Source organism: Planktothrix mougeotii LEGE 06226 (assembly GCF_015207485.1).
Classification (GTDB): domain Bacteria; phylum Cyanobacteriota; class Cyanobacteriia; order Cyanobacteriales; family Microcoleaceae; genus Planktothrix.
Map to the genome: position 1 here is coordinate 1 of NZ_JADEWU010000121.1, position 12,386 is coordinate 12,386.

The following is a 12,386-nucleotide window of genomic DNA, read 5'->3' on the forward strand; positions in this document are numbered from 1 at the left end:
GTCCATAATTATTGGTAGCATTGGAGTTGGGTTTGCCTTGAATCATGGTGCAATCACCGGGTTCTGTACCGACTTCATCCGCCACACGATTGAGTAAAGATTGTTGACGGTTTTTGATCATTTGATGGTGACGCATCATTAAAGAACGAGCTTGATCTTGAGTACCCATAATCTGTTTCTCCTTTATTTAAAATTGAATGTTTTCCTGATTTTAAAAAAACTAACGTTGAGACTTAGCTCATGGTGGCGTTGCTACGTCCATAATTATTGGTAGCATTGGAGTTGGGTTTGCCTTGAATCATGGTGCAATCACCGGGTTCTGTACCGACTTCATCCGCCACACGATTGAGTAAAGATTGTTGACGGTTTTTGATCATTTGATGATGACGCATCATTAAAGAACGAGCTTGATCTTGAGTACCCATAATCTGTTTCTCCTGTTGTCGCTTGTGTAAATTAAGGTTTGTTGAACGAAATATTAAGAAAGATTAAAATTCTTAATCGGACTAACTCATTGTGGCATTGCTGCGATCATAGCTAGTTGCAGAATGGTTGTTGGGTTTGCCTTGAATCATGGTGCAATCACCGGGCTCTGTACCGACTTCATCCGCAACGCGATTGAGTAAGGACTGTTGACGATTTTTGATGGTTTGGTGATGACGCATCATTAAGGCGCGAGCTTGATCTTGAGTACCCATGAGTTTATCCTCCTAAGTGACGAGCCTAAAAAAGAACAGGCTGTTTTTGTCTTCAATTTTTAATATACCAGAAGATTCTGTATTCTATTTTACAAAATGCCTTAACTTAACAAAAATTTACAATTTTCTTATCATTCACACATTTACAAAAAAAACCTCTACCGCAGGGGAGAAATGATTAACTTCTGGCTTGTGGGTTGTGGCTCCTAGTTTTACATCAATGGTCGATAGACGCGAAAATCGATATTGGGGAAGATATTATCAATGGCTTCGACTTTTTCCAGCCAACCGGAATCAACCTTACCAATTTTGATATCTTCGTAGATTTTGTTAAATCGCATCAGGTGAGAACGGGTACGACGCACAGCGTAGGGGGTCATGGTTCCCGAACTCATGATAAAAGCCCAGTCGGAGGACTGTGCTAACAATAATTCTCGCGCCGCTTGATTCAGGGCACGTAACTCTAGTTCACTACAGGGCTCTCGACCTGCCATTTTAATCATCCGTTCTGCGGCTTTGTGGAGATGGGGATAAATCCAAGCATTAGTATGATTGAGCCAATATTCATGGAATCCTTTATATCCCCAACTCGACTGAGCCGGATGACACACTTGTTGGGTGGGGAAAGCTTGAAGATAATCAGCTAAATGGGTCATTCCATAGATCTTTTGATCTTGCCAAGTTTTACGGAATAATTGATCCAAAAACCAAGGCCCCTCATACCACCAATGTCCGAAAAGTTCGGCATCATAGGGAGAGACAATAATCGGAGGGCGCTGCATAATCCCATGCAGATGTTCCACTTGGCGTTCACGGTTCAACACAAAGTTCGCAGCGTGTTCAGCCGTTTTCAACTTTGCCCAATAGGGATCATAAAGTTCCTTATCGGATAATCCTAAACCCCGACCCGTAATTTTGTAATACTTCACCCCGGTATTTTTACGCTGACCATTCGGCATAATATAGGGCTTAATATACTCATATTCCGCTTCCCAGCCCAAATCTTTGTAAAATTCTCGGTATTCAGATGCTCCTGGATAACCTACTTCTGAAGACCACACCTGCTGAGAAGATTCGTTATCCCGTGCAAAGACTGCTACACCCGATTCTGTAAAAATAGGGGAATAGGTTCCAAAGCGAGGACGGGGACGAGCGTAGAGAATCCCATGACCATCGGTGAGAAAATACCGAATTCCCGCATCGGCTAACATTCGTTCTAAGCCATTATAGTAGGCACATTCGGGCAACCAAATCCCACGGGGACGACGGCCAAAGGTATCTTCATAATGTTGACAAGCAACTTCAATTTGTCCCCAAACCGCTTGGGGATACATATTCATCAGGGGTAAATAGCCATGAGTCGCCCCGCAGGTGATGATTTCTAAATTATTCGTATCTTGAAATTGTTTAAAAGCCGTAACTAAATCACCGTTGTAGCGTTCCCAAAGTTTACGGGCGTTCTGCCATTCTTCCGCATAATGTTCCGCCAGATAACGAAGATGCCCATTTTTTTGATGACGATCTATTTCCTGTTCGATTAAGTCTTGGAGGAGAGTGAGATGTTGATCATAGCGTTCCTGAAGGAGCGGGTCTCGCAACATGGACACCAGAGGAGGAGTTAAACTCATGGTCATCTTGAAATCAATTCCGTCCCGCTTTAACCCTTCAAACATTTGGATTAAGGGGATGTAGGTTTCGGTAATTGCTTCAAATAACCATTCTTCCTCTAACACATAGTCACTTTCAGGGTGGCGGACAAAAGGAAGATGGGCATGGAGAACCAGGGCGAGATAGCCAATAGCCATAGGGAGTTAATGGAAATACTAGGTTATCGGAGCTAGATAGATTTACAATATTTTAAGATTTTAAAACGAAAAGGTAAGATCCGAGCCAATAGAATTTTAATTAGTCATTTTAGAGGAATTTTTGTAACAAAGCTACCCTAGGAAGTGAAATTTGATCAGTCAAAGTCGCTGTGTTGATCCGCAGGTGTTAAATTGAAGGGTTTGGTGAGAATTCTCATGACATCCGATTGTTTTGCTAACGGTGCGATCGCAGCCAGGACAAATCCAACCCTAAACTGCATTCAATCTTACTATAAATATGACGTTGATCGAGAATTAATTTTTTAAATAAAAAGTTATTAGAGATACGGTTATTTCGCAATCCGTATGTTAGGGTTTTATGTTTAGTCCAAAACCAGAGTAAAGATCTTCTGGCAACATCCTTACTCTGGTAAAAAATTAGGCTAAATCAAACAGCAGAATTTCTGCATCACTAGAAGCGGTAAGAGTTATTTCAGGTTCTTGAGAAATCGCCACACCATCACCTGTTGTCAAAGAGACTTGATTCAGGATGACTTCACCTCTAGCCACTTGTATCCAAGCATAACGTTGGGGAGGAAGGGAATAGGAAATGCGATCGTTAGGTTGCAAACAGGCTGCATATAAATTAACATTTTGATGGATTTTTACCGCTTGATCAACATCATGGGGTGAAGCAATTAATTGTAACTGACCGGACTGTTCTAATAGAGGAAAAGATTGTTGTTCATAACTGGGTGATAAACCTTCAGTATCAGGAAGTAGCCAAATTTGTAATAAATGCACCGCCTCAGTTGTAGAGGGATTAAATTCACTATGACGAATTCCTGTCCCCGCACTCATGCGTTGAACTTCACCCCGTTGAATAATAGAACCTGTCCCTAGACTATCTTTATGTTCCAGGGAACCCTGCAAAATATAGGTAATAATTTCCATATCTCGATGGGGGTGAGTCGGGAACCCTTTACCCGGTTGTACCCAATCTTCATTAATCACTCGTAGGGCTCTCCATCCCATATATTCAGGATCATAATAATTCCCAAAGGAAAACGTATGATAGCTTTCTAGCCAATCAATTTTAATATGTCCTCGGTCTTGAGACTTACGAATTGTAATCATATTTTTCTTAGATTTAACCCTACTCTTTTTAATTTAAAGAAAAAACAGTAGAATGGGAAGTACGCACTTTTTCGTTCGTCACGCCCGAACTTGGAACTATGCAAGGGTCTGAACTGCCTTTTGAAAAATCAACCTGTCCGGCTGAAATCACGTTAAAAGTGATGAGTGGACGCTGGAAAATTTTAATTATCCAAGAATTATGGATAGGGGTAAAACGGTTTAATCAACTCCAACGTTCAATTCAGGGAATTACCCATAAAATGCTCACCGAACAATTGCGGGAAATGGAAGCCGATGGGGTTATTCATCGACAAGTTTATGCTGAAATTCCCCCTAAAGTTGAATATTCATTAACGGAATTAGGAGAAGGATTAAAACCGATTTTAGAACAAATGCACGATTGGGGAAAATTCCCTACTAACTGATGATGTAAGGGGGTTATTATTAGAATACCTAATCCCTAACAATAATCATGGTTAAATGTCATAATTCTGAATCCTCGGAGTTAGGGATGGACAAACCCGTCCCTACGATTTACTTGAATATTCTTGGGTTTTCAGTTCTCTAACTTTAACTCTAAGTAAACCCATATTATTTTGATCAAAAATGACAATTTTATTCTTCTATAATTTCAACTAAATCTTCAATCATAATATCAAAAGTTCGCGCTAATTTGTGTAACGCCGTAAAATCAACCATTGCCATCCCAGAACGTCGAGCATAACTTCTGACAGTGCTATAAATCACGCCAGAACGCTCAGAAACCTCCTTGAGTGTCCAGCCTTTCTCCTCTGCCAATTCTTTAACTTTGACTCTAACTAAACCCATCTTAAATTAATAATAGTAATTCAGCAGATTTTCGACCCCAACTCAGCAAATTCCTAATCTTCCAAAACTTCCACGACTTCCTCAATCATCACATCAAAAGTCCGTGCTAATTTCTGAAGCGCTGTAAAGTCAACTTTCGTCATCCCAGGACATCGGGCGTAATGTTTAACACTGTTATAAACTACACCAGAACGATCTGCGACTTCCTTTAATGTCCAACCTCTCTCGGCTGCCAGTTCTCGGACTTTAACTCGAATTAAACCCATACTTGACAAGAGTTGGCATAACACCGTATACTGATGATGTCAGTAATAAAGATGATCGTCTTTAGGCCTCGAAAACTCAAAGACGACCACTTAGAAAACTACCTTTGGACAAAATTGCCCAAATCTAATCTCATGATAGCAACTCTTACGCCAAACGCACCCGTTATTACCGAATCAAAAATTCTTCATAAATCTGCTATCCTGCATCCGTTAGCTAGATTTGTGACCGAACAGACGGTGGCGTTGATGTTCAATATTAAAGTCGAACAGATCTATCAAATTCAATGCTGGCGATATGTGGTTTATGTTCATGCTCAGGGAATTAGCCAGTTTGTCAGTTATGCAGATTTCCCTGCTATCCTAGAAGTAGAACCCCCCAAAGCCGAAGATTTCGGGCGGTGGCGTCAACGCTGGTACAGAAGCCGTCGCAGTCAAAAAGCACCGGAGTTTTGGACAAAATTCTATCAATTTCAATTTCATGAGGCCACATCCTGCAAACAATTGTATCAATGGGGTGAATTGGTGGGGTTAGTGAAAAGTGCGATCGCACCCTCCGCAATAGAAAGATTAAGACAAGCTTATCGGGAAGAACAAGAAATCTGGGATAATTGGAATTAATCTGATCAAAACAGTCGGTAAGTTTAACAGGAGTCTACGCTAGGGCGAGATTTTAAATATATTTTCTATTTTATAGCTGTCTTCTGTCTCTTGACTCATAGTAGTAAGCCCTTCAGGGCTTCTTCCTAACATTTGAAATTAATAATAGAGTCCTGAAGGACTCACTACGGTAAGCCCTTCAGGGCTTCTTCCTATTTGAGTAGGTCTTCTGTCTCCTGTTTTGGGGAAATTTCTTCAAGGACTCTGGGTAGACAAAAAGTAAACGTTGAGCCCACATTAATTTCACTAGAGACAGTAATATTCCCTCCCATTAATTCACAAAGCTGTTTAGTAATCGATAATCCTAATCCAGTACCTCCATACTTACGAGTCGTAGAATTATCAGCTTGAATAAACGGATCAAAGATTTTATTAATTTGTTCAGGAGTCATACCAATTCCGGTATCAGCAACACTAAATGTAATCCAATCGTTGGCTTTTGAAGAGAAAGATTGATTAACTGAAGAAGAATGTAAATTAGGTTGATGTTGACTGGATATTTGCCGAACAGAAGAATGAGAAATCGTGAGAGTAATAATACCTGCCTCTGTAAATTTAGTAGCATTACTCAATAAATTAAATAAAATTTGTTTAACTTTTGTTCGGTCTGCAACCATTTTGCCTAAATAATTCGCGCCCTTAATAATCAAAGTATTATTATTGGTTTGAATCAGAGGTTGAATCGTAGATTGAACTTCATTAATTAACGTAGAAATATCAAAACTTTCTAAATAAAGAGTCATTTCTCCCGATTCCAATTTAGAAATATCTAAAATATCTTGAATAATCGTTAGTAGGTGCATTCCTGATGCTTTAATTTGTTCTAAATCGGGTACTAAATCCAAATATCCTAAATCTTTAGCATCTTCTTGGAGTAAATCACTATAACCAATAATTGCATTTAAAGGGGTGCGTAATTCATGGCTCATTCGGGCTAAAAATTCATTTTTAGTTTGGTTGGCGGCTTCTGCGGCTTCCATCGCTTGTTGTAATTCTATTTGGGCTAATTTACTTTCGGTAATATCCCGAACAATGGCTAAAACTTCTTCCTGACCACTAACCACAATTCGAGCTTCAAAATGACGGCGTTTCCCCTGAACAAACCATTCATACTCAAAAATCTGTATGTTTTGGGTTTCTAAAGCAGTGGTAACATAGTGAACATAAATCTGGGCAATATAATCAGGCAATAAATCATAAACCGTCCGATTCATAAATTTACCCAGCGATCGCAAGAAATGATCTCCTCTAGGGGCTTTAAAATCCAAAAATAAGCCATCTCGATTAAACCGAAACATCAAATCGGGGATAGCATTCAATAACGCTCGATTTTTGGCTTCACTTTGCCGTAAATCTTCAGCCCTTAATTCCAAACTTTTAATTAACTGTTCTTTACTCTGAATTAAATCCCGCAATTGAGCCGTCATACTATTAAACGAATCCGCCAAAACTTTTAATTCATCCTGGCTATTAATCTCAATTTTTCGACTTAAATCTCCCGCCGCTAATTGTTGTGTTGCTATAGTCATCTGTTGTAGAGGTTCAGTAATAGACCGACTAATTAACAACGCCAAAGACGTTCCTGCACCTGCTGCAATTAACGCAACAATAATCCCTTGAGTGCGAACTTCCTCCATTTTTTTGTATAACGGGGCTGTAGGCAACCCCACACTGACAGCGCCCAAACGTTGACGACCGACCACAACCGCACGACCCGCCAATAATTGATCGGCTTCCCAGAGGAAAATCGGCTGATCACTTTGAATTAATTGTTGACCTAACGGATCTGGTTTAATCCCATAGGTTAGAACTGAATTACTATAAGCATCCGCCACCACCCGTCCGTCTTTTTCATAAACTCGACCCGCAACTAAAACTTGATTTCGTCCCAATTGCTGCATAATTTCTTCCAAGAAATCTGCATCTAAAGTGTAAAGCGGATCGGAAGTAGTAACGGCTAAAGTATTAAGTAGAAGTTCAGCTTGTTGTTCCAACTCTTGGCGAAACGTTTGTTGTTGACGGTGGAGTGAGAGCCAAGTAACACCCGCCACCGCCACAATCACCAAGCTGGTCATAGCTAACGAAAGTTTCGTGGCTAGCGATAATCGTTTGTGTCGGAATGGGAGCATCCAACTCACCTGTTTTGAACTTGTTCATATAACTCTTGCATTCTGGCGATGTCTTTTTGAGTCGGGAACGTGTCAAACTTAGCCGTTTCCTCAAACTGTTCTAAGACAGCCTTTCCTTCTGGGGTTTTATCCATGTCTAGCATGATTTGTTTAATGGCTTCCACCTGTTCAAGGGGTAAACCGGATCGAACTAAAACAACGTGTCTGGCTACTTCCTCAGTTTCCCCTAAAATTACCATTGCATTGCGACTTTCTTCGGGAATTTCTAAATAACTTCGATAATCAACTGCTGCTGCATCGACTTTACCGCTAATCACCCATTGAATATTATTTTGATCATCTTTACTAAACACATACCCCACTTCATCACTCCCTACCTCATCGGTAGTGGAGTCTTTTTCCTTCAGTTTTAAACCAGTTTCCTTAAGATAAACAAAGGGTAAAACAAATCCAGAAGTTGAAGTGACATCATCAAAAGCCATCATTTTTCCCTGCAAATCTTCGGAGCGTTCAATCCCACGATCTTTTAAGGCAAAAATAACAGTGTGATAGGTTGGATCTCCCCCCTTCCAACGCCGTAAAATAGCTTGAGAACCTGATTTGTTGGTCGCAATCATGGCTGGATAGGGACTATCAAAGTAGAGATCGACTTGACCCGACTTGAGAAATTCTGCCATTGTTCCCACATCGGGTGCTACTTTGACCTCCCCCATCCCAATCTCAAATTGAGATAAGCGTGCTGCTAAGTAGTCCGCCAAAGGTTGATAGCGGGTAATTTTTTTAGCGGGTTGGTTGGTTACATCCCCAATCACAAGGGTTTTTGTGCCTGTGGAAGTAGGGGTAGGTGTTGGTGTCGTCGCCGAGGGGGTCGGTGAAGTCTGAGTGCAACCCACTATTAGGCTGACAACACTCAGAAGCAAGAGGTTTCCCAAAATTTTATTCAACATTATCTATGATTCTCTCAAGGAGATGGGGTAGGGGGAAGTTCTCTGTATTTCTTAATTTGTTGACGATTGCACCGGAGTTCAATAGACCAATTTTGACCCTGGGGTAGATGCCAAAAGCCGAACTTTAGAGGCTGAGTCCTGAATTGCTCGAATCATGACGTGATGATTTTCAGGTGTGATCAGAGAAATCTCGAACAGAGGTCTGTCCTAAAATTGCAACTTATCCGTGATCTTAACAAAATCTGAACCCATTGTCTGTATCAGTACAGAGTCATGATCCCGAAAATTTACAGGGGATAATCGAAATTCTGAACCACTTTTTTAAAGATTCTGTAAAAATATCCGTATTTTCTCTGATAAAAACTTGTCTTTTTCGGGAAGCCATGTAAAAATTCCCTATATTTCCCAAAATTAATGTTCTAAAATTCCTTGTGAGTTGCCCTTATTCAAAGCTTAGGATACACCCTAACTCCTGACAACAGATTCTCACCTCCATTTAAGTAAGGAGTTTTGAGAAGTGATAAGGCTATTCTCCCAAAAAATAGCCAACAAAATTTTTAAGATTTTGTTTTTTTTATTTTTGCTGTTAAATCAGCTTATTTTAGGAAAAATGGGTTAAATCTTAGAGTTTAAACCGGGTTTGATTAGGGTAAATGAACATTAGTCTGACAAAAATTAATATCAGGAGACAATGGCTTTATGTTAAACAATCAGGGTCAAAGCATCAGTTTTATTAAAACACCAGGCTGGATCAATTTAGTAATTCCCTCAACTTTTCTATTGGGTTTGATGGCTACACCTGCAATGGCGCTAACATTAAAACCACTAGGAACCTACTCAACAGGGATTTTTGATGATGGAGCTTCATTAATCTCTGCTTTTGATCCTAAATCAGCTAATTTGTTTGTTACCAATCAAAGTACAAATTCTATTGATATTCTCAATATCCAAGATCCAACCAATCCTTTCCTGAAGCAAAGTATTGATATCACTCAGTTTGATCCTAGCTTTGGAACGGTTTTAAGTGTAGGTCAAACGAAATATCAAAATACAAGTTTATTTGCTGTCGCTGTTAAAAATATCGATACTCAAGCTCCGGGAAGCATACTTTTCTTTAATCCTGATGGAACTTTATTTAATAGCAGTTTAGAAAAATCTTCTGTACAGGTGGGTGCGTTACCTGATACTTTAACCTTTACCCCAGATGGTAAAAAAGTATTAGTGGCGAATGAAGGCGAAGCTAACTATGTAACAAATGTTAATCCAGAAGGTTCCATCAGTTTAATCGACTTAGAAAAACTATTTTTGGGGGAAAGTCCAACCCAGAAATTTATTGGTTTAACAGATTTCAATGTTGGTGGTTCAAAATATGATCAATTGGGCGAAAGTGTCCGAATTTTTGGGCCTGATGGTATTACCGTTGCTCAGTCCCTCGAACCTGAATATATTGCTGTTTCTGATAATGGAAAGAAAGCTTGGGTGACATTCCAAGAAAATAATGCTGTAGGTTTATTAGATTTGATAACAGAAGAATTTACTAAGATTGTTGGATTAGGAGTCAAGGATTATAGCCTACCTGAAAACAGTTTAGATGTCAGTGACAGAGATCAGGCGATTAATATCAAAAACTATTCTAATCTCTACGGGTTTTATCAGCCTGATGAGGCAAAAGCCTATCAAGTGGGTGGGAAAAACTATGTAGTTATTGCCAATGAAGGCTCTAGTATTGATGAAGATGGGTTTAGTGAAGAAGTCCGGGTAGCAGATTTAGTTCTTGATCCCACTGCTTTTCCCAATGCAGCAGAATTACAAAAAAAAGAAAATTTAGGTCGTTTGATTGTCACGAATCAACAGGGAGATACGGATGGGGATGGAGACTTTGACGAACTTTATACCTTTGGGGGTCGTAGTTTTTCCATTTTGGATGAGGAAGGTAATATAGTCTTTGATAGTGGTAATCAGTTTGAAAAAATTACAGCCGATTTATATCCAAAGTTTTTCAATTCTGATAATTCAGTCAATGATTTTGATAGTCGCAGTGATGCTAAAGGGCCAGAACCAGAAGGGATAACGATTGGCAAAATTAAGAATCGCACCTATGCGTTTATTGGTTTAGAACGAATCAGTGGCGTGATGATTTATGATATTACCGATCCCTTAAATCCTTCCTTTGTTAACTATTCTAATAATCGCAACTTTAATGTTGCTTTTGATGTCAATGCAGATGGTGATCCTGCACCTACCCCTGAACAATTATTAGCCGTTGGTGATTTGGGTACAGAAGGTGTCTTGTTTATTTCAGCTAAGGATAGTCCTACCGGGAAACCTTTAGTTGTTACCGCCAATGAAATCAGTGGAACTACAACTATTAATCAGGTGGCGGTTCCTGAACCTGGAACGATTTTAGGATTATTAACTTCCGGTGTTTTAGGTGGATTATTCCTCAAACGTAAACGTTCAGGAACTATCGCTTAAAATTTTGAATGTTCATTCATTAAATATCTAATTTCTACCTCAATCCCTATTTCATCAGGAATAGGGATTTTCTCAATCTAGGGTTCAAAAATTTCCCTCTACTAACCCAGACAATTGCGATCGCCCCTCTATCCTAATAATATATCAATAGATTAAACTTGTACTCTAAACATCAAATCGTCTTATCATGGCTGAATCTCTTGAACTTCCTCCCTTAACATCCGATACCATTTGGGCAATTATCAACGAAGAAATTGATGATACAATGGTTAATCAATTGGTTTGGTATTATTTAGGATATCAATATAATCCTGAAACCCATCAATGGGATGGAACAAATGCTGATCCTCATTGGAAAGAAGATTATCCCGAACCCCCTGATTTTATTGAAAGTCGTCCAGCAACAATAAAATTAACTCGTTCTATCCCTGCTGAAAATAAACAAATGTTAAAGGAAACATTGGGTTTTAAAGGTTATAAAATTGGAGAATTTACTCCCCGACACACCCGACGAGCAACGATGGCAAATTGGTTATTATCTCAAATGAGAATTATGAAATTAATCTAAAAACCAGGTTAAAAAAGTTAAAATCTTGATAAAATAGGGGAGTTAATACTTCCCTATTTGTTTAAATTACCCCATCAAAAATGCAAAGATTCAACGGCTCAAAACCTTTAAGTCTATCTCTTATAACCGGAGGAATCAGTTTAATCTTAAGTCTTCCCACTTTAGCTGAACCCGAAAGAAAAATTATCGGAAATTGTGAACCTGAAGCCTGTGAAACCCTCTGGAAAATTCTACAGTCTAACTTTTCAGAAAAAACCCAAAGTTATCAACAGGACTGTTTACCTCCTCAACTCTTAGGGTTATCAGTAAACTCTAATTCCGACCAACAGAAAGTTGTTTATTTAAGTTGTTGGGAAGCGAAAGTAGAAAATGGAGAACGACCCGGACTACCATTAGGGATTCTTCCTTTGCCAGGTTATGAACAACAATTTGGGGTAAAAATTTCGAGCGATGATCCCAAAATTCAAGCTATTTTAAATCGAAATAGGGAACAAGTCGAACGCATGAGTTTTGAATGTGGCACTTATGGCGGTGATATTAATATCAGAGTTTCAGAAGATGAAAAAGTTACTTTACAATGTTATTTTCAAGTCGGAGCCAACTTATTTGATTCAAATGGGGATGGTGTTCCCGATGGTATGTATGGCAAAGGTGCAGGAGTTGATTTTACTGAAGACTTAAAAAATTAATAGGGAGGGAACAGGGAATTACGAATTACGAATTACGAATTACGAATGGGGAATAGGCAATCTTGCTATAGGCAATAGATAAGGGTTAGAGGTGGAGTTCCCTATAGCAGTCCTATTTAATTTGTATCCCCAATTTCTGATCAGCTTAACACAATATCTTTTCTCCCTTACCCCATCTCCCCCCATC

Annotated in this window: 13 protein-coding genes; 5 read left to right on the forward strand and 8 right to left on the reverse strand. The window is 39.3% G+C overall.

All coding sequences use genetic code 11. The annotated features are described in order from the left end of the window. Positions 1–233: 233 nt before the first annotated feature. The 4 genes from IQ236_RS26420 to IQ236_RS26435 all read right to left on the reverse strand — a co-directional run bounded on the left by IQ236_RS26420 (position 234) and on the right by IQ236_RS26435 (position 3,640). Positions 234–425, reverse strand: a complete 192-nt coding sequence (locus tag IQ236_RS26420) for a hypothetical protein (RefSeq protein WP_072717796.1) — start codon at positions 423–425, stop codon at positions 234–236. Positions 426–506: 81 nt separating this feature from the next. Next, on the reverse strand, positions 507–698 hold the full coding sequence (locus IQ236_RS26425; protein ID WP_193872062.1) for a hypothetical protein: 192 nt from the start codon (positions 696–698) through the stop codon (positions 507–509). 212 nt (positions 699–910) lie between these two features. Then, positions 911–2,503 carry a glycoside hydrolase family 57 protein gene (locus tag IQ236_RS26430; protein ID WP_193872063.1) on the reverse strand — a complete coding sequence of 531 codons (1,593 nt, stop codon included), beginning with the start codon at positions 2,501–2,503 and terminating at the stop codon, positions 911–913. Positions 2,504–2,941: 438 nt separating this feature from the next. After that, positions 2,942–3,640, reverse strand: coding sequence for a pirin family protein (locus tag IQ236_RS26435; RefSeq protein ID WP_193872064.1), 699 nt, complete (start codon positions 3,638–3,640; stop codon positions 2,942–2,944). A gap of 98 nt (positions 3,641–3,738) precedes the next feature. On the opposite strand from IQ236_RS26435, the gene IQ236_RS26440 reads away from it, so the two are divergent. Beyond that, complete coding sequence (locus IQ236_RS26440; RefSeq protein WP_193872065.1) at positions 3,739–4,065, forward strand: winged helix-turn-helix transcriptional regulator; 327 nt, start codon at positions 3,739–3,741, stop codon at positions 4,063–4,065. 190 nt (positions 4,066–4,255) lie between these two features. On the opposite strand, the gene IQ236_RS26445 is transcribed toward IQ236_RS26440, so the two are convergent. Then, on the reverse strand, positions 4,256–4,468 hold the full coding sequence (locus tag IQ236_RS26445; RefSeq protein ID WP_193872067.1) for a helix-turn-helix domain-containing protein: 213 nt from the start codon (positions 4,466–4,468) through the stop codon (positions 4,256–4,258). A 53-nt stretch (positions 4,469–4,521) separates the two neighbouring features. Next, entirely contained in the window at positions 4,522–4,734 is a 213-nt protein-coding gene (locus IQ236_RS26450; RefSeq protein ID WP_193872079.1) for a helix-turn-helix domain-containing protein, read from the reverse strand. Between the two features lie 132 nt (positions 4,735–4,866). On the opposite strand from IQ236_RS26450, the gene IQ236_RS26455 reads away from it, so the two are divergent. Beyond that, positions 4,867–5,352 carry a hypothetical protein gene (locus IQ236_RS26455; RefSeq protein ID WP_193872069.1) on the forward strand — a complete coding sequence of 162 codons (486 nt, stop codon included), beginning with the start codon at positions 4,867–4,869 and terminating at the stop codon, positions 5,350–5,352. Between the two features lie 191 nt (positions 5,353–5,543). Here IQ236_RS26455 and IQ236_RS26460 read toward each other — a convergent pair whose 3' ends face one another. Next, positions 5,544–7,466 carry an ATP-binding protein gene (locus tag IQ236_RS26460; protein ID WP_228041882.1) on the reverse strand — a complete coding sequence of 641 codons (1,923 nt, stop codon included), beginning with the start codon at positions 7,464–7,466 and terminating at the stop codon, positions 5,544–5,546. A 59-nt stretch (positions 7,467–7,525) separates the two neighbouring features. Next, complete coding sequence (locus tag IQ236_RS26465) at positions 7,526–8,467, reverse strand: phosphate/phosphite/phosphonate ABC transporter substrate-binding protein (protein WP_193872071.1); 942 nt, start codon at positions 8,465–8,467, stop codon at positions 7,526–7,528. A 699-nt stretch (positions 8,468–9,166) separates the two neighbouring features. Between IQ236_RS26465 and IQ236_RS26470 the strand changes: the two genes are divergently transcribed. The 3 genes from IQ236_RS26470 to IQ236_RS26480 all read left to right on the forward strand — a co-directional run bounded on the left by IQ236_RS26470 (position 9,167) and on the right by IQ236_RS26480 (position 12,199). Continuing rightward, positions 9,167–10,942: a choice-of-anchor I family protein gene (locus IQ236_RS26470; RefSeq protein ID WP_193872073.1), complete on the forward strand. Its 1,776-nt coding sequence runs from the start codon at positions 9,167–9,169 to the stop codon at positions 10,940–10,942. A 187-nt stretch (positions 10,943–11,129) separates the two neighbouring features. Next, positions 11,130–11,510 (forward strand): DUF1823 family protein, encoded by a 381-nt coding sequence (locus IQ236_RS26475; RefSeq protein WP_193872075.1) that lies wholly within the window; start codon positions 11,130–11,132, stop codon positions 11,508–11,510. An 80-nt stretch (positions 11,511–11,590) separates the two neighbouring features. Further along, the gene (locus IQ236_RS26480) at positions 11,591–12,199 is read left to right on the forward strand and encodes a hypothetical protein (RefSeq protein ID WP_193872077.1); all 609 of its coding nucleotides are present in this window, start codon (positions 11,591–11,593) and stop codon (positions 12,197–12,199) included. The last annotated feature ends 187 nt before the right edge of the window (positions 12,200–12,386 follow it).

Excerpts from the sequence above, each read along its gene's own strand:
- IQ236_RS26420 (WP_072717796.1), bottom strand. The coding sequence starts at position 425 with ATGGGTACTCAAGATCAAGCTCGTTCTTTAATGATGCGTCATCATCAA.
- IQ236_RS26425 (WP_193872062.1), bottom strand. The coding sequence starts at position 698 with ATGGGTACTCAAGATCAAGCTCGCGCCTTAATGATGCGTCATCACCAA.
- IQ236_RS26430 (WP_193872063.1), bottom strand. The coding sequence starts at position 2,503 with ATGGCTATTGGCTATCTCGCCCTGGTTCTCCATGCCCATCTTCCTTTT.
- IQ236_RS26435 (WP_193872064.1), bottom strand. The coding sequence starts at position 3,640 with ATGATTACAATTCGTAAGTCTCAAGACCGAGGACATATTAAAATTGAT.
- IQ236_RS26440 (WP_193872065.1), top strand. The coding sequence starts at position 3,739 with ATGCAAGGGTCTGAACTGCCTTTTGAAAAATCAACCTGTCCGGCTGAA.
- IQ236_RS26445 (WP_193872067.1), bottom strand. The coding sequence starts at position 4,468 with ATGGGTTTAGTTAGAGTCAAAGTTAAAGAATTGGCAGAGGAGAAAGGC.
- IQ236_RS26450 (WP_193872079.1), bottom strand. The coding sequence starts at position 4,734 with ATGGGTTTAATTCGAGTTAAAGTCCGAGAACTGGCAGCCGAGAGAGGT.
- IQ236_RS26455 (WP_193872069.1), top strand. The coding sequence starts at position 4,867 with ATGATAGCAACTCTTACGCCAAACGCACCCGTTATTACCGAATCAAAA.
- IQ236_RS26460 (WP_228041882.1), bottom strand. The coding sequence starts at position 7,466 with ATGACCAGCTTGGTGATTGTGGCGGTGGCGGGTGTTACTTGGCTCTCA.
- IQ236_RS26465 (WP_193872071.1), bottom strand. The coding sequence starts at position 8,467 with ATGTTGAATAAAATTTTGGGAAACCTCTTGCTTCTGAGTGTTGTCAGC.
- IQ236_RS26470 (WP_193872073.1), top strand. The coding sequence starts at position 9,167 with ATGTTAAACAATCAGGGTCAAAGCATCAGTTTTATTAAAACACCAGGC.
- IQ236_RS26475 (WP_193872075.1), top strand. The coding sequence starts at position 11,130 with ATGGCTGAATCTCTTGAACTTCCTCCCTTAACATCCGATACCATTTGG.
- IQ236_RS26480 (WP_193872077.1), top strand. The coding sequence starts at position 11,591 with ATGCAAAGATTCAACGGCTCAAAACCTTTAAGTCTATCTCTTATAACC.